This window comes from Kribbella sancticallisti, assembly GCF_039530625.1.
Classification (GTDB): Bacteria; Actinomycetota; Actinomycetes; order Propionibacteriales; family Kribbellaceae; genus Kribbella; species Kribbella sancticallisti.
In genome coordinates this window covers 95,193-114,685 of the sequence record NZ_BAAAOS010000007.1, presented here as the reverse complement: position 1 = coordinate 114,685, position 19,493 = coordinate 95,193, and the positions used below count along the sequence as shown (strand labels likewise).

19 protein-coding genes are annotated in these 19,493 nt (G+C 68.7%); 10 read left to right on the top strand and 9 right to left on the bottom strand.

The features are described from left to right. Window positions 1-5: 5 nt before the first annotated feature. From ABD255_RS03705 to ABD255_RS03695, 3 genes are all read right to left on the bottom strand, one after another. The gene (locus tag ABD255_RS03705) at window positions 6-215 is read right to left on the bottom strand and encodes an acyl-CoA carboxylase subunit epsilon (protein ID WP_344209711.1); all 210 of its coding nucleotides are present in this window, start codon (window positions 213-215) and stop codon (window positions 6-8) included. A 14-nt stretch (window positions 216-229) separates the two neighbouring features. Then, window positions 230-1,819 (bottom strand): acyl-CoA carboxylase subunit beta, encoded by a 1,590-nt coding sequence (locus ABD255_RS03700; protein WP_344209709.1) that lies wholly within the window; start codon window positions 1,817-1,819, stop codon window positions 230-232. A 64-nt stretch (window positions 1,820-1,883) separates the two neighbouring features. Beyond that, window positions 1,884-2,357: an SCP2 sterol-binding domain-containing protein gene (locus tag ABD255_RS03695; RefSeq protein ID WP_344209707.1), complete on the bottom strand. Its 474-nt coding sequence runs from the start codon at window positions 2,355-2,357 to the stop codon at window positions 1,884-1,886. A 67-nt stretch (window positions 2,358-2,424) separates the two neighbouring features. Between ABD255_RS03695 and ABD255_RS03690 the strand changes: the two genes are divergently transcribed. The 3 genes from ABD255_RS03690 to ABD255_RS03680 all read left to right on the top strand — a co-directional run bounded on the left by ABD255_RS03690 (window position 2,425) and on the right by ABD255_RS03680 (window position 6,621). Continuing rightward, on the top strand, window positions 2,425-3,063 hold the full coding sequence (locus ABD255_RS03690; RefSeq protein ID WP_344209705.1) for a TetR/AcrR family transcriptional regulator: 639 nt from the start codon (window positions 2,425-2,427) through the stop codon (window positions 3,061-3,063). 109 nt (window positions 3,064-3,172) lie between these two features. Next, entirely contained in the window at window positions 3,173-5,812 is a 2,640-nt protein-coding gene (locus ABD255_RS03685) for a phosphoenolpyruvate carboxylase (RefSeq protein ID WP_344209703.1), read from the top strand. After that, entirely contained in the window at window positions 5,812-6,621 is an 810-nt protein-coding gene (locus ABD255_RS03680; protein ID WP_344209701.1) for a biotin--[acetyl-CoA-carboxylase] ligase, read from the top strand. The genes ABD255_RS03685 and ABD255_RS03680 overlap by 1 nt, the downstream gene beginning before the upstream one ends. Here ABD255_RS03680 and ABD255_RS43615 read toward each other — a convergent pair. Both ABD255_RS43615 and ABD255_RS03675 read right to left on the bottom strand, forming a co-directional pair. Continuing rightward, a complete protein-coding gene (locus ABD255_RS43615; protein ID WP_425554374.1) occupies window positions 6,611-6,718 on the bottom strand; it encodes an MFS transporter small subunit in 108 nt (35 codons plus the stop codon). The two genes, ABD255_RS03680 and ABD255_RS43615, sit on opposite strands and share 11 nt — an antisense overlap. Further along, complete coding sequence (locus ABD255_RS03675) at window positions 6,715-8,109, bottom strand: OFA family MFS transporter (RefSeq protein WP_344209699.1); 1,395 nt, start codon at window positions 8,107-8,109, stop codon at window positions 6,715-6,717. The genes ABD255_RS43615 and ABD255_RS03675 overlap by 4 nt, the downstream gene beginning before the upstream one ends. 139 nt (window positions 8,110-8,248) lie before the next feature. On the opposite strand from ABD255_RS03675, the gene ABD255_RS03670 reads away from it, so the two are divergent. Further along, window positions 8,249-8,860 carry a PH domain-containing protein gene (locus ABD255_RS03670; protein ID WP_344209697.1) on the top strand — a complete coding sequence of 204 codons (612 nt, stop codon included), beginning with the start codon at window positions 8,249-8,251 and terminating at the stop codon, window positions 8,858-8,860. A gap of 3 nt (window positions 8,861-8,863) precedes the next feature. On the opposite strand, the gene ABD255_RS03665 is transcribed toward ABD255_RS03670, so the two are convergent. Beyond that, complete coding sequence (locus ABD255_RS03665; RefSeq protein WP_344209695.1) at window positions 8,864-9,430, bottom strand: GtrA family protein; 567 nt, start codon at window positions 9,428-9,430, stop codon at window positions 8,864-8,866. A gap of 143 nt (window positions 9,431-9,573) precedes the next feature. Between ABD255_RS03665 and ABD255_RS03660 the strand changes: the two genes are divergently transcribed. From ABD255_RS03660 to ABD255_RS03650, 3 genes are all read left to right on the top strand, one after another. Beyond that, window positions 9,574-10,746, top strand: coding sequence for a 5-(carboxyamino)imidazole ribonucleotide synthase (locus ABD255_RS03660; RefSeq protein ID WP_344209693.1), 1,173 nt, complete (start codon window positions 9,574-9,576; stop codon window positions 10,744-10,746). A 10-nt stretch (window positions 10,747-10,756) separates the two neighbouring features. Continuing rightward, window positions 10,757-11,260 (top strand): 5-(carboxyamino)imidazole ribonucleotide mutase, encoded by a 504-nt coding sequence (gene purE / locus ABD255_RS03655; protein WP_344209691.1) that lies wholly within the window; start codon window positions 10,757-10,759, stop codon window positions 11,258-11,260. A 74-nt stretch (window positions 11,261-11,334) separates the two neighbouring features. Continuing rightward, window positions 11,335-12,555: an MFS transporter gene (locus ABD255_RS03650; protein ID WP_344209689.1), complete on the top strand. Its 1,221-nt coding sequence runs from the start codon at window positions 11,335-11,337 to the stop codon at window positions 12,553-12,555. Window positions 12,556-12,562: 7 nt separating this feature from the next. On the opposite strand, the gene ABD255_RS03645 is transcribed toward ABD255_RS03650, so the two are convergent. After that, window positions 12,563-13,909, bottom strand: coding sequence for a UDP-glucose dehydrogenase family protein (locus ABD255_RS03645; protein ID WP_344209687.1), 1,347 nt, complete (start codon window positions 13,907-13,909; stop codon window positions 12,563-12,565). 134 nt (window positions 13,910-14,043) lie between these two features. On the opposite strand from ABD255_RS03645, the gene ABD255_RS03640 reads away from it, so the two are divergent. Then, window positions 14,044-15,207: an acyl-CoA dehydrogenase family protein gene (locus ABD255_RS03640; RefSeq protein WP_344209685.1), complete on the top strand. Its 1,164-nt coding sequence runs from the start codon at window positions 14,044-14,046 to the stop codon at window positions 15,205-15,207. A gap of 130 nt (window positions 15,208-15,337) precedes the next feature. On the opposite strand, the gene ABD255_RS03635 is transcribed toward ABD255_RS03640, so the two are convergent. Then, the gene (locus tag ABD255_RS03635) at window positions 15,338-17,704 is read right to left on the bottom strand and encodes a hypothetical protein (RefSeq protein ID WP_344209683.1); all 2,367 of its coding nucleotides are present in this window, start codon (window positions 17,702-17,704) and stop codon (window positions 15,338-15,340) included. 178 nt (window positions 17,705-17,882) lie between these two features. Beyond that, window positions 17,883-18,362: a DinB family protein gene (locus tag ABD255_RS03630; RefSeq protein WP_344209681.1), complete on the bottom strand. Its 480-nt coding sequence runs from the start codon at window positions 18,360-18,362 to the stop codon at window positions 17,883-17,885. A gap of 147 nt (window positions 18,363-18,509) precedes the next feature. On the opposite strand from ABD255_RS03630, the gene ABD255_RS03625 reads away from it, so the two are divergent. Both ABD255_RS03625 and ABD255_RS03620 read left to right on the top strand, forming a co-directional pair. Continuing rightward, window positions 18,510-19,130 (top strand): helix-turn-helix domain-containing protein, encoded by a 621-nt coding sequence (locus ABD255_RS03625; protein ID WP_344209679.1) that lies wholly within the window; start codon window positions 18,510-18,512, stop codon window positions 19,128-19,130. Window positions 19,131-19,195: 65 nt separating this feature from the next. Further along, entirely contained in the window at window positions 19,196-19,468 is a 273-nt protein-coding gene (locus ABD255_RS03620; protein ID WP_344209677.1) for an ANTAR domain-containing protein, read from the top strand. Window positions 19,469-19,493 lie beyond the last annotated feature (25 nt).

Below are 19,493 nucleotides of genomic sequence, written 5' to 3'. Positions count from 1 at the left end.
CGGGCTCAGGGATGCGCGCTGGCCCGCCAGCGACCCGGGCCCGGGTGCAGCGGACGGCGGACGTTGCGCCAGTACGCCGACCAGTCGCCGGCCTGGGACTGACTCGGCTCCGGGGCAGGCACAGCGGCCGCGCGGGCGGAGACGACGGCGACCAGGGCGGCCAGTTCCTCGGGGGTCGGGTCGCCCTTGACGACACGCAGTACGGGTTCGGTCATGGGAGCTCCTGCGGTCACAAGGGGATGTTGCCGTGTTTCTTGGGTGGGAGGGTGTCGCGTTTGGTGCGGAGGAGGCGCAGCGCGCGGATGATCTCCGAGCGGGTCTCACTCGGCTTGATGACGGCGTCGATGTAGCCGCGCTCGGCCGCGATGTACGGGTTCGCCAGGTGGTCTTCGTATTCGGTGATCAGTTGCTGGCGGCGGTTCTCGGTGTCTTCGCCGGCGTCGGTGGCTGCTGTCAGTTCGCGGCGGTGGAGGATGTTGACGGCGCCTTGGGCGCCCATGACGGCGATTTGGGCGGTGGGCCAGGCGATGTTGATGTCGGCGCCGAGGTGTTTGGAGCCCATCACGTCGTAGGCGCCGCCGTAGGCTTTGCGGGTGATGGTGGTGATCATGGGGACGGTGGCTTCGGCGTAGGCGTAGATGAGTTTGGCGCCGCGGCGGATGATGCCGTTCCATTCCTGGTCGGTGCCGGGCAGGAAGCCGGGGACGTCGACGAAGGTGAGGATGGGGAGGTTGAACGCGTCGCAGGTGCGGACGAACCGGGCGGCTTTTTCGGAGGCGTTGATGTCGAGGGTGCCGGCGTAGTGCAGTGGCTGGTTGGCGACGATGCCGACGGGGTGGCCTTCGACGCGGCCGAAGCCGACGATCAGGTTGGGGGCGTAGAGGGTCTGGATTTCGAGGAAGTCGCCGTCGTCGGTGACGGTTTCGATGACGGTGTGCATGTCGTAGGGCTGGTTGGGTGAGTCGGGGATCAGGGTGTCCAGCGCGGCGTCGGTGTCGGTGATGTCGAGGTCCACGGTGGTGGGGTAGGTGGGTGGGTCTTCGAGGTTGTTTTGGGGCAGGTGGGCGACGAGGGCTTTGACCCAGTCGATGGCGTCTTCTTCGTCGGTGCCCAGGTAGTGGGCGTTGCCGGACAGGGTGTTGTGGGTGCGGGCGCCGCCGAGTTGTTCTTGGGTGACGTCTTCGCCGGTGACGGTTTTGATGACGTCGGGGCCGGTGATGAACATGTAGGACGATTCGTCGACCATGACGGTGAAGTCGGTGACGGCGGGGGAGTAGACCGCACCGCCGGCGCAGGGGCCCATGATCAGCGAGATTTGGGGGATGACGCCGGAGGCGCGGACGTTGCGGCGGAAGATCTGGCCGTAGAGGCCGAGGGAGACGACGCCTTCTTGGATGCGGGCGCCGCCGGAGTCGTTGATGCCGATCAGGGGGCAGCCGATCTTCATGGCCAGGTCCATCACCTTGACGATTTTTTCGCCGAAGACCTCGCCCAGGGATCCGCCGAAGACGGTGAAGTCCTGCGCGAAGACGCACACCTGGCGGCCGTCGATGGTGCCGAACCCGGTCACCACGCCGTCGCCGTACGGGCGGGTGGCGTCCATCCCGAAGGAGGTCGACCGGTGCCGGGCGAACTCGTCCAACTCGGAGAACGAGCCCTCATCGAGCAGCAGCGCGATCCGCTCACGGGCGGTCTTCTTGCCCCGGGCGTGCTGTTTTTCCACCGCGCGCTCGGACCCGGCGTGCACGGCCTCGTCCAGCCGGTGCTCCAGATCCGCGAGCTTCCCGGCCGTCGTGTGGATGTTCACGGTCTCTCCCATAAGCGGGCACTCTAACTTCCCGTGAGCACCCGTGGAGCGTACGCGCGGATGACGATGGCCACACCTACCTGCCGGGGCCGACCGCGAAAAGCTTGGTGAGGCGGGCGGCGAGAGCCAGGTCACCGCGGACCGAGAGCCGTTGCTTGAGGACGGCGGTGACCGGGTCCTCGTTGCCGGTGACGATCTTCAGCAGGGTCGCGGGGTCGGTCCGGACCGAGATCGCCGGCGGTTCGCGGTGGCCGGACAGGACGTCGCAGCGGCCGTCGTGGACGTGGATCCGGTACTCGTCGACGCCGCCGCCCCCGGCTCCCGTGATCTGCCAGGCGACGACCGCGTCGAAGCCCTCGGCCCGGGCGGGGCGAAGGTACTCCGGCATCCGGCGAAAGATCTCGCGCAACGCGACCTCTCGCACACCCCCGATGAGCCGATGCCGGAGTTCTCGCTCCGAGGTCCGGTCGACCAGACGGGCCAGTTCACCCAACTCCAGGGCGGTGAAGTCGTCGGACTCCAGCCAGCGCGCACTGCCACGTTCGGCCATCCACAGACCTCCCCGGCAGGTTCCTACCAGACCGTAGGAATTTCCTACGGCCTGATAGGTTTGTCAAGTGGTCAGCCCCGAAGACCCGGTTGCGGAACCTCGCCGCCGCGCCGCCCACCTCGGTCCGGAACGCCGGCGCCCGCTGATCCTGGACGCTGCCCTGGAGGTTTTCTCCGAGCGCGGCTACGCCGGGACGACGATGCAGTCGGTCGCCGACGCCGCCGGCGTCACCAAACCGGTCGTCTACGACTCCTTCGCCAACCGCGACGAGTTGCTGCTCGCGCTGCTGGCCCGCGAGGAGCAGCACCTGGTCATCTCGATCGTGTCCGCGCTGCCGGCCGACCCGAGCGTCGGTACGCCGGAGGAGCACGTGATCGAGGGGCTCACCGCCTTCCTGGAGACGGCGGCCAAGTCGCCGCATTCCTGGCGGATCGTCTTCGGCGCCCAGTACGGCGCCGCCCCGGTGGTGGCCGACCGCGTCCGGGCGGCTCGCGCGTTCCTGGTCGAGGGTTTGCGGCTGACCCTTGTGCAATCGTTGCCGGATGTCACCGACCCGGACGCGAACCTGCCGGTGCTGGCCGAGATGCTCGCCTCGATGACCGAGAGTTGCGCCCGGATGCTCGTTGTCGACGGCACCGACCGCACCCCCGCCGAACTGGCCAAGGTGGTCTCCCAGGTGGTCGGCGGAGGCTTCGGCAACGTCTAGTCGGTTACTGTCGCGTCACTTCCACCGGCGGTCACCAAACGTCACGATCCGCGCTCACTGGTCGGGACTGAGAGGCGGGAGTGCGTGGCCACAGATATCGTGGGCGAACGTGACCGAGACCGGCAGTCAGGCGAACGCCCGCACCCGCACCCGCGCACGTTTCGAAGTCCCCGAGGAACTGCGTGCCGACGTGCGCCTGCTCGGCGAACTGCTCGGCCGCGTCCTGGTCGAGTACGCCGGCCAGCCACTGCTGGACGACGTGGAGAAGCTGCGCGAGCTCACCATCGCCGGCGACGGTGAGGGAGCCGAGGCGCTGGTCGCCTCCTGGCCGCACGAGCGGGCCGAGGATGTCGCCCGGGCCTTCACCTGCTACTTCCACCTGACGAACCTGAGCGAGGAACTGCACCGCGCCCGGGTCCTGCGCGAGCGTGACCGCTCCAGCGACGCCCCGGCGGTCTCGGAGCTCGCCCAGGCGGTCGAGAAGATCGCCGCCGAGAGCGGCGAGCAGCAGGCCCGCGCGCTGCTCAACGGGCTGGAGTTCCGCCCGGTGCTGACCGCTCACCCGACCGAGGCGCGGCGGCGCGCAGTACTGGCGACGATCCGGCGGATCTCGACGCTGCTGGAGGAGCGGAGCGATCCGCGGGCCGGCGACAGCGAGCTCGCCGAGAACCAGCGCCGCCTGGTCGAGCAGGTCGACATCCTTTGGCGTACCTCGCAGCTGCGGACCAGCCGGCCGACCCCGCTGGACGAGGTCCGCTCGGCGATGGCGGTGTTCGAGGAGACCCTGTTCGATGTCGTCGGCAACGTCTACCGGCGGCTGGACGACGCGCTGGCGGGCGACTCGGCCGGAACCAGGCAGCCGATGGTGGCGCCCTTCGTCCGGCTCGGTTCGTGGATCGGCGGCGACCGGGACGGCAACCCGAACGTCACCGCCGCGATCACCCGCGAGGCGATGCAGATCCAGGCCGACCACGTACTGCGTGCGCTGGAGCTGGCCACGGACCGGCTCGGCCGGTCGATGACCCTGGACGCCGCGACGACCCCACCGTCGGCACCCGTCCGGCGGATCCTCGAGGATGCCCGGGCGGTCAACCCCGAGCTGATCGCGGACATCGAGACCCGCTCGCCTTCCGAGCCGCACCGCCAGCTCCTGCTGCTTGCCGCGCGTCGACTGGCTGCGACCCGGGCCCGCGACGCCGACTTCGGGTACCCGCGCGCCGGAGACTTCCTGCACGAGCTGAAGGTCCTGCAGGACTCCCTGGTGTCCGCAGGCGCGCCCCGGCAGGCGTACGGCGAACTGCAGCAGCTGATCTGGCAGGTGAGCTCCTTCGGGTTCCACCTGGCCGAGCTGGAGGTCCGGCAGCACTCGTCGGTCCACACGAAGGCGCTGGAGGAGGTGCTCAGCGGCGGGGAGCTCTCCGACCAGACCGAAGAGGTGTTGGCGACCCTGCGGGTGATCGGGCAGATCCAGCAGCGCTTCGGCCCCGAGGCCTGCCGCCGGTACGTCGTGTCCTTCACCCGGAACGCCGGAGACCTGGCCGCCGTCTACGAGCTGGCCGACGCCGCGATGGACGGCCGGCCGATCGAGCTGGACGTAGTACCGCTGTTCGAGACCGGTGAGGACCTCAACAACTCCGTGGAGGTGCTGGACAACGCGATCCAGCTCACCCGGGTCCGGCACCGCCTCACCGCCAACGACCGGCGCTTCGAGGTCATGCTGGGGTACTCCGACTCCGCCAAGGACGTCGGCCCGGTCTCGGCCACCCTGGCGCTCTACGACGCGCAGGCGCGGATCACTGCCTGGGCGCAGCGCAACGCGATCCGGCTGACCTTGTTCCACGGCCGCGGTGGCGCCCTGGGCCGTGGCGGTGGTCCCGCGAACCGTGCGGTGCTCGCCCAGGCCCCGGGCTCGGTCGCAGGTCGCTTCAAGCTCACCGAGCAGGGCGAGGCCATCCCCGCCCGGTACGGCAACGCCGCAATCGCCCAGCGCCACATCGAGCAGGTCACGGCCGCCACCCTGCTGGCCTCCACTCCGGCGATCGAGGACCGCGCTGCCGCTGCGGCAGACCGCTTCGCCGTGGTGGAGAAGACCATGGACGAGGCCTCCCGTACTGCGTACCACCGGCTCGTGAAGGCGGACGGGTTCGCGGAGTGGTTCGGGCGGGTCACCCCGCTGGAGGAGCTCGGGCAGTTGCCACTGGGCTCCCGGCCGGCCCGTCGCGGCGTCGCCGTGTCGTCGCTGGAAGACCTCCGGGCGATCCCCTGGGTGTTCGCGTGGTCGCAGGCCCGGGTGAACGCGCCGGGCTGGTACGGGCTGGGCTCGGCGCTCGCTGCCGTCGGAGACGTCGCGGCGCTGCAGGACGCGAACAAGAACTGGCCGCTGTTCCAGGTGATGCTGGAGAACGCTGAGATGTCGCTGGCCAAGACGGACCGGCGCATCCTCGGCCGCTACCTCGAACTGGGCGACCGGCCGGACCTCACCCAGCAGATGCTGGACGAGCACGAGCTGACCACCGAGTGGGTGCTGAAGGTGCTCGGCGGCGACCGGCTGCTCAGTGGGCGTCGGGTGCTCGGCCGAGCCGTCGAGCTGCGGAACCCCTACGTGGACGCGCTGAGCTACCTGCAGTTGCGGGCTCTGCGGACGCTGCGCACGGACGACTCGCTGGACGAGGCCCAGATCGTGCGGACCAGGCGGTTGCTGCTGCTGACTGTCTCGGGCGTTGCCGCTGGTCTGCAGAACACCGGCTGATGTTCGGGAACCTGGACAGGCCGCCGCTGGACGAGCGGTTCCTCCGGGGCCGGTTGATCCGCCCCGGCGCTCTGTGGAGCCAGATCGACGTACTGGCCGAGACGGAGTCGACCAACGCTGTCGTGGCGGCCGCAGCGCGCGCTGGAGCACCTGAGGGGCTGCTGGTGGCGGCGGAGTACCAGTCGTCGGGTCGTGGACGGCTGGGACGTACATGGACCACTCCGGCGCGCTCTGCCTTGCTGATGTCGGCTCTGCTGCGCCCCACTGGCGTATCGGCCGCGCGGTGGCCGTGGTTGGGGCTACTGGTGCCGCTGGCGGTGGCGGCCGCAGTACGGCGGGTTGGGGAGATCCCGGCCCAGGTGAAGTGGCCCAACGACGTACTGGTTGAGGACCGGAAGCTGGCGGGGATTCTGCTGGAGCGGGTGGACGGCCCGGCCGCGATCGTCGGCATCGGCCTGAACGTGACCCTCAGAGCGGATGAGCGGCCGACCGACGTGGCGACGTCACTGGCTCTGGAAGGCAGCGCGACCACCGACCGAGTCACCGTACTGGCCGCCGTCGCGCGGGAACTCGCCACGCGGTACCAACTGTGGGTGGATGCCGAGGGAGACCCGTCAGTCATCCTGCCCGAGTACCGGGAGCTCTCGGCGACGCTGGGCCGATCTGTCCGGGTGGAACTGCCGGACGGGAAGTTCTTGGAGGGGACCGCCTCGGAGTTGGACCACGATGGCCGGCTGGTGGTCCTCACCGCCGACGGCCCTCGTGCCTTGGCCGCCGGCGATGTGACGCATCTGCGGGCTACTGAGTGAAGAGCTTGGCTGCGGTGATGAGCGTCTGGATGACGCCATAGCCGAGAAGCACGGCCACTAGCGCCCAGGAGACGACCAAGCGAGGGGTCTGGTTCATTTCGCTGCCTCCGCTGCCGATGTGGTCTTTTCGTGGAACCGTTCCGCCACCGGGCGGATCAGCAGGTTCGCGATGAAGCCGACAGCCAGCACGCCGACCATGGTGAACAGGGCGGGGCGGTAGGCCGCTGCGGTCAGCGTTCCCGGTTTGCCCTCCCGGTCGAGGAAGCCGTTGATGATGAGCGGACCTGCCACCCCGGCGACCGACCACGCGGTCAGCAGCCGGCCGTGGATCGCGCCGACCTGGTACGTGCCGAACAGGTCCCGCAGATACGCCGGGACGGTGGCGAAACCGCCGCCGTAGAAGGACAGGATGACCGCGGCGAACAGGACGAAGAGTACCGTGCTGTTGTGGCCGACGGTGGCCAGCAGGAAGTAGAAGACGATGCCGACGCCCAGGTACATCGCGTAGATCGGCTTGCGGCCGATCACGTCGGACGTGCTCGACCAGGCGAACCGGCCGGCCATGTTGAAGATCGACAGCAGCCCGACGAAGCCGGCGGCCGCCGCGACCGCGACCGAGGACTTGCCGTCGGCGCCGCGGAAGAAGTCCTGGATCATCGGGCTGGCCTGCTCCAGGATGCCGATGCCCGCGGTGACGTTGCAGAGCAGGACGACCCACAGGAACCAGAACTGCGGGGTCCGGATCGCGTTCGCCGCCGACACGTTCGCGGTGGTGATGAGGGCTTTCGCCTTCACCTGCGCGGGATCGAACCCGTCCGGCTTCCAGCCGTCGGCCGGGACCCGGATGTTGAACACCCCGAACATCATGATCACGAAGTAGCCGAGGCCGAGGGTGAGGAACAACGCGACCAGCGCGCTGCCGCCGGCCACGGAGGCGGAGTTGTTGGGGTCGTAGCCGTCGTCGTACAGGCTGAGCAGTTGGCGCGACAGCGGGCTGGCCACCAGGGCGCCGCCGCCGAAGCCCATGATCGCCAGGCCGGTGGCCAGGCCCGGGCGGTCCGGGAACCACTTGATCAGCGTGGAGACCGGGGAGATGTAGCCGATCCCGAGCCCGATGCCGCCGATGAAGCCGTAGCCCAGATAGACCAGCCAGAGCTGGCCGGTACCGATGCCGAGGGCACCTACCAGGAAGCCGGTGGCCCAGAAGCAGGCGGAGACGAACATCGACTTGCGCGGGCCGTTGCGCTCCACCCAGGTGCCGCCGATCGCGGCGGACAGGCCGAGCATCACGATCGCGATGCTGAAGATGACCCCGATCTGGGTCTGGCTGGCGTCGAAGTGCCTGACCATCGAGGTCTTGTAGACGCTGGTCGCGTACGCCTGACCGATGCACAGGTGGACGGCCAGCGCGGCCGGCGGAATCAGCCAGCGGCTGTATCCCGGCGGGGCGATGGTGTGCTCCCGATCGAGTACCGACAAGATGCCCATCACGGCTCCTAAATCGTCGAGCCCCCCGGTAGGTACGCAATCCCCTCGCGCATCTTTGCGGACTGTATGCGATTTGTGAAGTCTTCAACCATCGTGTCGTCCGGCGACAAGCGGACCCGGAAGCTGTGAGACTGGGGGCATGGCGATCTCGGCGAAGTTGTTGGGCGACGACGAGTACATCGTCGTCAGCACCCGGACGCACTGGAAGGCACTGATCTTCCCGGTCTTCCTGCTGCTCGTGGTGGCGGCGGGCGGCGGGTTCCTGGCGGCGGTCGTGCCCGAGGGCAGTCTGCAGACTCCGGCGCGGATCGCGATCGCGGTGGTCGGGCTGCTGGTGCTGCTCGTGTTCGCCGGGAAGCGGTTCCTGAACTGGTTCTTCTCGACCTACACGCTGACGAACCGGCGGCTGATCACCCGGCACGGCATCCTGACCCGGACCGGGCGTGACATCCCGCTGATGCGGATCAACGACGTGTCCTACGAGCACCACCTGATGGACCGCCTGCTCGGCTGCGGCACCCTGCACATCGAGTCCGCCGGCGAACGCGGCCAGGTGATCCTGCCGGACGTGCCGCACGTCGAGCACATGCACCTGCAGATGTCCGACCTGCTCTTCGGTGGCCCCGAGGGCAGACCCGGCGACGGCATCCTCGACGACGAGGCCCCGCCGGAGCACCAGCGCCGGCGCCCGGCCACCCAGCCGGAGCCGGACAGCGAAACCCTCTTCAGCTCAGACGACGACCGCCGCTGAGAGTCAGCGGACGGCGGGGAGGTCGCCGGTGGTGTCGGCGTCCAGGGCGGCCGGGGAGTCCGGGGCCTGCGGGTGGTCGTGCTCGGCTTCCTCGAGGGCGATCTCTTCGCGGAAGACGAACTTGCGGTAGGACCAGAACCGGAACAGGGTGCCGAGGCCGAGGCCGACGAAGTTGGCGGCGATGTTGTCGGCCAGCCAGCTGTGCTGGTCCAGAACGTAGCGGGAGAAGCCCAGGCAGCCGGCCGCGATCAGCAGGCCGATGCCGTTCAGGACGAAGAAGAGCACGTACTCGCGGTGCAGCCCGGTGCGCTCACGGTGCCGCCAGGTCCAGTGCCGGTTGCCCAGGTACGTCGCGACGGTGGCGACCGTCACCGAGATGAACTTCGCCGTGACCGGCTTGTCGTGCAGCAGACCCTCGCCGGACGCGCCGAACACCAGTGGGTTGTCGAAGACCAGCCAGTTGTAGATCGGGAGGTCGACGACCATTCCGAGCAGTCCGACCAGACCGAACTTGGCCACTTCGTGCACCAGGTGCTCCACCTGGCGGTACAGCGTTGTGACGATCTTCAACGGTCCAGGAAACTCTCTGTGAACACGGACTACTGGTGAGGGCAGCTTCCCACGGTACCCGGCCACGGGTCAGACCCCGAAATCCCCGCGCGCCGGACCGGGCCCCGCGGAAGCGGCCGTTGTCAGCACATTAGGCTCCCCCCGTGAAGTTCGAGCGCAAGGATCTACCCGTCGGGACGCCAGTGGTGGGCATGGTCGGAGGCGGTCAGTTGGCGCGGATGACCCAGGAGGCGGCGATCGCGCTGGGCATCCAGTTGCGCGTACTCGCCGAAGGACCCACGGTCTCCGCGGCCCAGGCGGTCGCGGACGCGCCGGTCGGCGACTACCGCGACCCCGAGACCGTACGGCGCTTCGTCGCCGAGGCGGACGTGGTCACCTTCGACCACGAGCACGTGCCGACCGACCTGCTCCGGGCGCTGGAGTCCGAGGGGGTCAAGGTGCGGCCGGGTCCGGACGCGCTGGTGCACGCCCAGGACAAGGCGGTGATGCGGCAGCGGCTGGACACCATCGACGCGCCGGCCCCCGCTCACCAGGTGGTGGCGTCGAGGGCGGACGTCGACGACTTCGCCCAGCGGATCGGCGGGTTCCCGATCATCCTCAAGACCACCCGCGGCGGCTACGACGGCAAGGGGGTCTGGGTCGCCAAGAGCGTTGACGACCCGGCCGTCGACGAGGCGTTCGCGGCCGACGTGCCGATCCTGGCCGAGGAGAAGGTCGACTTCGTCCGCGAACTGTCCGCGATCGTCGCGCGCTCCCCGCACGGCCAGGCCGTCGCCTACCCGATCGTCGAGTCGGTCCAGGTCGACGGGATCTGCGTCGAGGTGACCGCACCCGCGCCCGGTCTCAGCCCGGACCGGGCCGCTCAGGCCCAGCAGACCGCGCTGAAGATCGCCGGCGAGCTCGGCGTGGTCGGGATTCTCGCGGTCGAGATGTTCGAGGCGCGCGACGGCCGGCTGCTGGTGAACGAACTCGCGATGCGCCCGCACAACACGGGCCACTGGTCGATCGAAGGCGCGGTCACCAGCCAGTTCGAGAACCACCTGCGCGCAGTACTGGATCTGCCGCTGGGGTCGCCGGCCGCGCGAGCGCCGTACACGGTGATGGTGAACGTGCTCGGCGGGGACGTCGAGGACATGCATCTGGGGCTGCTGCACTGCATGGCCCGCGACCCGGGGCTGAAGGTCCACTTCTACGGCAAGGCCGTGAAGCCGGGCCGCAAGATCGGGCACGTGACGGCGTACGGCGACGACCTGGACGAGGTCCGCGAGCGCGCCCGGCACGCGGCGGCGTACCTGACCGGCACCATCGACGAGTAGGGACAGCGGCATGAGCGTGGGAATCGTGATGGGGTCCGACTCGGACTGGCCGACGATGAAGGCCGCCGCCGAGGTGTGCGTGGAGTTCGGCGTCCCCTTCGAGGCGGACGTGATCTCGGCGCACCGGATGCCGGTCGAGATGATCGACTACGGCAAGGCGGCGCACGGCCGAGGGCTGAAGGTGCTGATCGCCGGTGCCGGTGGCGCCGCCCACCTGCCGGGCATGCTCGCCGCGGTGACCCCACTGCCGGTGATCGGGGTGCCGGTGCCGTTGAAGTACCTGGACGGGATGGACTCGCTGCTGTCGATCGTGCAGATGCCGGCCGGGGTGCCGGTGGCCACCGTGTCGATCGGCAACGCGCGCAACGCGGGGCTGCTCGCCGTACGGATGCTGGCGGCGCACGACGAGAAGTTGCTGGACCGGATGATCGCTTTCCAGGAAGGTCTGGCCGAGATGGCCCGGGCGAAGGGCAGTACTGTGCGTGACGGCGCGGCAGAGTTGCGTGAATCCTGAACCATTCAGGGTTCCCACGGTTCTGGGGCGGGTAGTCGTGTGATCCCATCCATTGTCGTCTAAGGTCGTCGATCGTGACTCCGCCCGCAGAACCGGATACGCAGCGCATCCCGGTCCGCTACTGGATCTGGTTGTTCGGCGCTGCCGTCTCCCTCCTCGGCGACCTGACGATGACGTTCGCCATCGGCTGGTCCGCCAGCCAGCACGGCGGCCGCGTAGCCGGCCTCGTCCTGCTGCTCGCCGCGGCCCCCCGAGCCGCACTCCTCCTGATCGGCGGCGCCATCGGCGACCGGTACGGCCCGCCGCGGGTGCTGCTGGCCAGTTGCGTCGCGATGTTCGCGCTGACGATCGCCCTGGTGCCGACGACGATGGCGCTCGGTGAGCCGATCGGCCTGCTGCTGGTGACCGCGCTGGTGGTCGGCGTGATCGACGCCTTCTTCCTGCCGTCGTCCCGGGCGATGCCGCGGCTGCTGGTCCCGCGGGAGCAGATTCCGCGCGCGCTGGCGAGCTTTCAGGTCACCGGCGTCGTCTTCGCCGTCACCGGTACCGCGGTCGGTGGCGTGCTGGTGAGCTGGGCGGGTCTGACGGCGGCGGCCGGGTTCGACGCCCTGACGTTCGGGGTGATGATCGTGGTGCTGATCGTGCTGCGCAGCACCAGCACGCCGCAGGGACAGTTACGCACCGGCATGTTCCGCTCGATCGCGGACGGGGTGAAGGTGGCGTTCGGGCTGCCGCTGACCCGGGCCCTGCTGATCACGATGACGGTCGCGGCCGGCCTGCTGATGCCGATGGACGCGTTGCTGCTGCCCTTGCTGGCCAGGGATCACGAGTGGGACGCCAAGACCGCGGGCCTGCTGATCGCCTGTCGCAGCCTGGGCGTGGGCGTGATCGCGTTGCGGATCCTCGCCCGCGGTGCCTTTCAGCGCCCGGGCATCGTCGCGGTCGCCGGACTGCTGGTGGCCGGTGTGGGCATCGTCGGCCTGTCGGCCCTCGACGCGTTGCCGTTGACGATCGCCGCCGCCTTCGTCAGCGGGGTCGGCGTCGGCACCTTCACCGGGCACATCCTGCCGCTGCTGATGAACTCGGTCGAGCAGGACTACCAGTCGCGGCTGCAGTCCGTCGTGGTGCTGTGCCAGAGCCTCGCGCTGGTGGTGATGAATCCCGTGCTCGGCACGTTCGCGGACCTGGACGGGGTGGGCATCACCGGTGTCTGCCTCGGCATCGGTGTCGCGTCGGCCCTGATCGGCCTGGTCGCGCTCACCCGCCCCGTCATCAGGAACGCCACGGTCAGCTAGGACCGCCTCACGGCTTGCCGGGGGCGCGGTAGATCCAGCCGGCGTCGCGCCACTTCTGGGCGTCGAAGGACAGGCGGGCGTCGACGACGACCGGGGCTTCGACGACGCCTCGGAGTGCGGCCGGGTCGAGCTCGCGGAACTCGGGCCACTCGGTCAGGTGGAGGATCAGATGCGCGCCCTCGCAGGCCTCGGCCGCCGTCGCGGCGTACCGCAGGGTCGGGCGGACGCGGCGTGCGTTCTCCATCGCCTCGGGGTCGTAGACGGTGACAGTGGCGCCGTGCAGTTGGATGCGGCCGGCGATGTCGAGGGCGGGTGAGTCGCGGACGTCGTCGGTGCCGGCCTTGAACGCGGCGCCGAGCACCGTGACGTTCTTGCCGACCCAGTCGGCGCCGAGCAGTTCGTGGGTGACGTCGACGATCCGGGCCCGCCGGTGCTGGTTGATGTCGTCGACCTCGCGCAGCAGCGTGATGACCTCTTCGACGCCGAGCTCGCCGGCCCGGGCCATGAACGAGCGCAGGTCCTTGGGCAGGCAGCCGCCGCCGTAGCCGGGCCCGGCGTTCAGCATGCCGCGACCGATCCGCTTGTCGTGGCCGAGCGCGTCGGCGAGCTGGGTGACGTCCGCGCCGGTCGCGTCGGCCAGTTCCGCGAGCGCGTTGATGAAGGAGATCTTCGTGGCCAGGAAGGCGTTCGCGCCGCCCTTGACCAGTTCCGCGGTCGGCAGGTTGCAGACCACCACCGGGGAACCGTCGGCGATCGGCCGGGCGAACACCTGGCGCAGCTTGGCCTCCGCCGCGGCGGACTGGACGCCGAAGACGAGGCGGTCGGGGTTCAAGGTGTCCTCGACGCCGTGGGCCTCGCGGAGGAACTCCGGCTGCCAGGCGATCTCGACGTTCTCGCCGGCCGGGGCCTCGGCGTGGAACCGCTTCTCCACCAGCTTCGACGTACCGACCGGGACGGTGGAGCGGCCGACCACCAAGCAGGGCTGGGTAAGCAGCGGCGCGAGCAGGTCGACGACCGAGTTCACCTGCGCCAGGTCGGCGGAGTCGCTGCCCTCGAGCTGCGGCGTTCCCACGCAGATGAAGTGCACGTCGGCCCAGTCGGCGATCTCGGTGTAGTCCTTGGTGAAACGCAGTCGCCCGCCGTCGACGTGCTTCTTCAGCAGCGGATCCAGCCCCGGCTCGTACAGCGGGGCCTTGCCGTCGTTGAGCAGCTTCAGCCGGTGCTCGTCGATCTCGACGCCGATCACGTCGAAGCCGAACTCGGCCATTCCCGCGGCGGTGTTGGCGCCGAGGTAGTTGGTGCCGATCACCGAAATCCGCAGCGGTCGCTCGCTGGGGGGCGTGCCTTCAGTCATGCCCGCGACTCTACCGATGACGTTGAGCAGCCGATGACGGGCTCATGGCCACCGGGTGCCGCGGGGTGCGCTGTTCGTCACGTTCCGGGTACGCCGGGTCCCGCTGACGGGGGTTTCGTCGTACATTCGAACTCGTGAGTAACTCATTCGACCTGTACGCGCTGTCCGAGGAGCACCAGGCGATCCGGGAGGCCGTCCGCGACGTCTGCGACGCCAAGGTGGCCCCGCACGCGGGTGACGTGGACGAACTGGCCGAGTTCCCGAAGGCGTCGTACGACGCGCTGAAGGCGTCGGACTTCCACGCCCCGCACATCCCCGAGCAGTACGGCGGCGCCGGGGCGGACGCGCTGGCCACCGTGATCGTGATCGAGGAGGTGGCCCGCGCCTGCGCGTCCACCTCGCTGATCCCCGCGGTGAACAAACTCGGCTCGCTGCCGCTGCTGTTGTCCGGGTCGGATGAGGTCAAGGACCGCTACCTGCCACCGGTGGCGGCCGGCGACTCGATGTTCTCGTACTGCCTGTCGGAGCCGGAGGCCGGTTCGGACGCCGTCTCGATGAAGACGCGCGCGGTGGCCGACGGGGACGGGTACGTGCTGAACGGCGTGAAGCGCTGGATCACCAACGCCGGCGTGAGCGACTTCTACACGGTCTTCGCGGTGACGGATCCGGACGCCCGGTCGAAGGGCATCAGCGCCTTCGTGGTGGAGAAGTCCGACGACGGCGTCTCCTTCGGCGCGCCGGAGAAGAAGCTCGGCATCAAGGGCTCGCCGACCCGCGAGGTCTACTTCGACAACGTCCGGATTCCCGCCGCCCGGATGATCGGCGAGCCCGGCACCGGCTTCGGCACCGCGATGGCGACGCTGGACCACACCCGGGTGACGATCGCGGCCCAGGCCCTCGGCATCGCCCAGGGCGCGCTCGACTACGCGCTCGGCTACGTCAAGGAACGCAAGCAGTTCGGCAAGGCGATCGCGGAGTTCCAGGGCCTGCAGTTCATGCTCGCCGACATGGGCATGAAGATCGAGGCCGCCCGCCAACTCACCTACGCCGCCGCGGCCCGCTCCGAACGAGGCGACACCGACCTCACGTACTTCGGCGCCGCCGCCAAGTGCTTCGCCTCAGACGTCGCGATGGCCGTCACCACCGACGCAGTACAACTCCTCGGCGGCTACGGCTACACCCACGACTACCCGGTCGAACGCATGATGCGCGACGCCAAGATCACCCAGATCTACGAAGGCACCAACCAGGTGCAGCGCATCGTGATGGCCCGCCAGTTGCTGAAGGGCCTCAGCTGAGCTCGTTTCCGCAGGTCAGAGCGGCGACGGCACTGTTTCGATCCAGTTTCCGGACGGCTCGGCCTCGCAGCCAGACTCCGGGCGGGAGGCGCTCGGAGTCTGGCTGAGGGCGGTCAGGTCGGCGATGGTGTCAGCGCGGGGTTTGGCCTGGATTCGTGCCAGGGCCGCCGGGCAGTTGGAGGGCACAGGTCGCCGCCGATTCGACCGCCTTGCGGATCTGTCTGATGGCGGGGGAGTCGATCTCGGTCCTCGCCAGGTGCCGCTGCAGGGCACGGATCGCAGCAACTTTCTGACCGTGATTTCCTGCTTCGGTGGCCTGCTCGAGAGCAGCGCGGAGCTCGTCCTCGAGCGCGGGGGGCAGTGTTTTCCCCGCCTCGCTGTCGATGACCTGCCAGGCGCTCTCCAGCTCCCCGAGGAGCGGATCGGTCGTAGTAGTGGTGTACGGGCGATTCGTGAGGCAGGTCTGTGCAGGACTGTTCAGGAAGCGGGTCAGGAACGTGTGCGCCGCGATCTGCGCTGTGCGCTCCTCCCGCAATCTGTAGTTGCTCTCGGTGGTGTTGAGGTAGGTGTGGCCGTCGGCAAAGCGACTCTGCAGATCGATGGCAGCCTGAAGATGTCGCACGGCCCACTCGCTCGGCGGTGTGCTGAGGTTGCTGCCGATGCCGTAGCTGTCCGCGATCACATCGGCCTGCGCGAAGTAGAGCGGGAACGTGGTGCCCCAGTCGTTGCCGTCCGGGTAGTAGATCGACGACTCTCCGGGGACGTAGATCGTGCCGCCCGGCGAGAGCCACGGTGGGGAAGGAAATTCCAGGTCCACCAGCGCCTCGTAGGTCAGGTCGACGTTCCGAAGGAACGCCGCCGCCGGCAGCTGACCCGTCATCTGCTGTCCGAGGGCGTTGTTGACGTTCTGGTCGAACGCGAGCATGTAGATCGGGTGCATCAGGTTGTGGTTCTCGACCGTGCCGTCCGCCTCGACGTTCGAGCCGTCGAGGAGCCGGTCGAGCTGACGGCCGTTCACGACCTCCGGCGCCGTCACGTCCTTCGGCGTCGCCCAGGCCGCGAGAGCCAGTGCGAGGGCATCGTCACGCCACTGCGTGCTGTTGGCGGTGCCGGGCATCATGATGGCGGCCAGTCCGGACAGCGAACTGCGCCACGCGTTCTCTTCGGCCTGGGTGTTCCCGGGTCGGATGATCGTGCCGTCGGCGTTGCGGTAGTAGGCGAGATCGGGCATCGCGTCCGCCTCCGTCGCCACCATGTTCGTCACGCACGCCTGCTGCGCCGGGCTGAGGTCGTCCCACAGCAACCAGGCGGCGAAGCCGTTGTAGTACGCCCACAGGGACGCTTGCCACAACCGTGACTCCGTCCCCCAGCCGCCTGGGTCGTTCGCGCGGTGCTCGGCCGCCGCAGAGCTCACGAGTCGTACGACGCGGGTCCGCGCCTCAGCCTCGCTGACCCCGGTGTCGGCCGGGTCGTAGGCACCGGTCGCGAGCATGATCGCCATGTTCACAGCCGCCATCGCAGGGCCGCGGAGAGCATACTCGGTGTTGCCGATGCGCTGCGCGAGGTTGATCCGCTCGTCCTCCTCGCCGGCGAAGAGCCCGTTCCAGTAGGTGCTGGTGATGTAGCGGTTGGCGTTGCGCGCCGCTTCCAGCGCGAGCCGGCTGATCTCGTCGGTCGGGATCGGACGTTCCAGGATCGCCGGGTCGGGCCGAGTGACAGCCGGCGACGTCGTCGCGTTCTCCTCACACAGCGACCAGGCGTTGGCGCGTGGTGTGGCGGAGAGGGTCACGGCGCCGAGTGAGCCGTTGTAGAAGAACTCCGTACCGCGGTCTCCGCCGTTGCCGAGCCGGATCGGGTTGCTGCCGTCGTTGATGACCGGCATCGCCATGTCGAAGGTCAGCTCTTTCGAGGCTCCGCCGCTGATCCGGACAGCCACCGTGCCGGGTTCCCACGTGACAGCCACGTCGTAGCTCGTCCCCGGTTGCGCGATCACGCCGGTGGCGAACTGGGACCAGGAGCTTTGTCCCACCACGCGGGACCAGAACCGGAACTCGCCGGTCGGCATGATGTACAGCGCCCAACCCTGGTTGGTGACCGACCTGCTCGTAGCGATCGCTTGGTGCGAACGCGTCAGGGGTCCCGGTACGACGTCCGACAGCTCCAACCGCCAGCGTCCTTCGCCGGGCTCCAGGCGACGGTCGTACGGAAGCTGGATCTCCGAGTCGTCACGCCGCGAGAACTGCGCGCTGCCACCGGAGAACGAGACGCCCGGGAGCGCCTCGCCATGGCGGTCGCCGACCGAGTCACGGGCATCGCTGTCGAGAGCCCAGGTCGATGTCGCCTCAGCGGGGCCGCCCGCCTCCGCCGTCGGTGCACTGGTCAAGAGACCGAGAACCAGCACCGCCCCGAGACCCGCGGCGATCGCGCGACTGACCTTCGGACCACCGAGGAGCGCTCGCTGCGGTCCCCTCGCTCGCGGTTGAACAGATAGTGACATGTGTGCCCCTCGCTCGGTCCAGGGCCGCCCTCACCGGCGGGTGCGACATGTTTATCAGTGATCAAACCTGTTAGGCAAGGACTATTCGTAAATGTCGCTATGAAACATGAAGGCACCAACCAGGTGCAGCGGATCGTGATGGCTCGGCAGTTGCTGAAGGGGCTTGGCTGAGAAGTCTTCAGCGGCCGGTTGAGCCGTCGAGTTGTTCGCGGAGGATGTCGGCGTGGCCGGCGTGGCGGGCGGTTTCTTCGATCATGTGGACGAGGGCCCAGCGCATCGACGGGGCCTGTCCGCGGTGGGCGGGAAGTGTCAGGTCCGGGCAGACTTCGATGACGTGGTTCGCTTGTTGGATGGCTTCTTGGTAGTCGGCTAGGAGATCCTCGACGGTTTCATCGAGGGACGGGCGCATGGTCTGGTTCCAGTTGCGGACGCGTTCGCCGAGGAAGTAGAAGCGTTCGACGTAGGTCAGGTGCTTGACCAGGCCTAGGAGATTGGTTCCGGAGGGCACGCCGGCGATGCGGACCTGTGGTTCGGGGACGTTCGCGGCCTTCTCCGCGATGGCGCTTCGCAGGTAGTTGAGGAAGCCCAGCAGGGTGGCCTTCTCGTCGGCGTCGGTTTGTGGGGGACCGGTGTCTTTCGCTCGCCGTCGGGCGCTCACTTGGTGGCTCGCTGGATGAACAGCTTGGCCTCGCTGCCTCGAGCAGTGTCCATAGGTCGTAGCCCTCCAGTTGGTGTGGTCGCAGCCAGCATCCGTTGGGAGGTTTCGTGATTGCAAGAAAAGTTGCGGATCCGCATGATGGAGCTCATGAGCAGCACCCAAGAGGACGTTCTGGCAGGAGTCGGTCCACGCTTGCGCGCACTGCGCCGAGCGCGGAACACCACCTTGGCGGACCTGGCAACCGAGACCGACCTCACCGCGAGCACCCTCTCGCGCCTCGAGAACGGAAAGCTCCGCCCAACCCTGGAACAACTGCTGCCACTGGCCCGCGCACACGGCGTACCGCTCGATGATCTGGTCGCGGCTCCACCGACCGGCGACCCGCGCATCCACCTGAAGCCTGTACGGCGATTCGGCCTGACCGTGGTGCCCCTGACCAGACGAGCCGGCGGCGTCCAGGCGTACAAGGTCATCTATCCACCCGCCCGCCGAGCACCCACGATGAAACTGCACACCCACGAGGGCTACGAATGGTTCTACGTCCTCAACGGACACGTGCGCTTCGTGCTCGGCGACCAGGAGTTCCACCTCGGCCCCGGCGAGGCCGCGGAGTTCGACACCCGCGTACCCCACTGGCTCGGCAGTGCCGACACCCATCCCGCCGAACTACTCACCCTCTTCGGTCCCCAGGGAGAACGCGCCCACCTCTCCCGTCCAAACAACCAACCGCTTGAGGTGGGGAATGATGGGCGGCTGGCGGGGTACTAGGAGGTGCTGGTGGCTGCGGTTGCGCATCGAGCCGGATGGGGCTGCCAGCGCTGTGGTGAGGAACGATGATGATCGAGATGAACGCCCCGACCTGCTCGGCGTCGGTGGAGCAGGCCAAAGGATTGTTGATGGAGTTGTTCGGGGTGAGCGGGGAGCAGGCCGACGAGTTGCTCGACGCGTGGGCCCGCCGGTGCAAGCGGTCGCCGGAGCTTGTTGCCGAAGTGTTCGTCTGTCAGGTCTGGCAGGGAGACGACAGCCGCACCGACCGGAACGTTGCCAGAGCGCTGGAACATGCCCTGCGCAACCTTCCCCATGCCGTTGCCTCAAGCATGGAGTAGCCCGGCGCACGGGAAACGGAAACGG

Excerpts from the sequence above, each read along its gene's own strand:
- ABD255_RS03705 (WP_344209711.1), bottom strand. The coding sequence starts at position 215 with ATGACCGAACCCGTACTGCGTGTCGTCAAGGGCGACCCGACCCCCGAG.
- ABD255_RS43615 (WP_425554374.1), bottom strand. The coding sequence starts at position 6,718 with ATGAACCAGACCCCTCGCTTGGTCGTCTCCTGGGCGCTAGTGGCCGTG.
- ABD255_RS03695 (WP_344209707.1), bottom strand. The coding sequence starts at position 2,357 with ATGGCCGAACGTGGCAGTGCGCGCTGGCTGGAGTCCGACGACTTCACC.
- ABD255_RS03620 (WP_344209677.1), top strand. The coding sequence starts at position 19,196 with ATGATGATCGAGATGAACGCCCCGACCTGCTCGGCGTCGGTGGAGCAG.
- ABD255_RS03635 (WP_344209683.1), bottom strand. The coding sequence starts at position 17,704 with ATGTCACTATCTGTTCAACCGCGAGCGAGGGGACCGCAGCGAGCGCTC.
- ABD255_RS03645 (WP_344209687.1), bottom strand. The coding sequence starts at position 13,909 with ATGACTGAAGGCACGCCCCCCAGCGAGCGACCGCTGCGGATTTCGGTG.
- ABD255_RS03680 (WP_344209701.1), top strand. The coding sequence starts at position 5,812 with ATGTTCGGGAACCTGGACAGGCCGCCGCTGGACGAGCGGTTCCTCCGG.
- purE (WP_344209691.1), top strand. The coding sequence starts at position 10,757 with ATGAGCGTGGGAATCGTGATGGGGTCCGACTCGGACTGGCCGACGATG.
- ABD255_RS03670 (WP_344209697.1), top strand. The coding sequence starts at position 8,249 with ATGGCGATCTCGGCGAAGTTGTTGGGCGACGACGAGTACATCGTCGTC.
- ABD255_RS03625 (WP_344209679.1), top strand. The coding sequence starts at position 18,510 with ATGAGCAGCACCCAAGAGGACGTTCTGGCAGGAGTCGGTCCACGCTTG.
- ABD255_RS03675 (WP_344209699.1), bottom strand. The coding sequence starts at position 8,109 with ATGGGCATCTTGTCGGTACTCGATCGGGAGCACACCATCGCCCCGCCG.
- ABD255_RS03700 (WP_344209709.1), bottom strand. The coding sequence starts at position 1,819 with ATGGGAGAGACCGTGAACATCCACACGACGGCCGGGAAGCTCGCGGAT.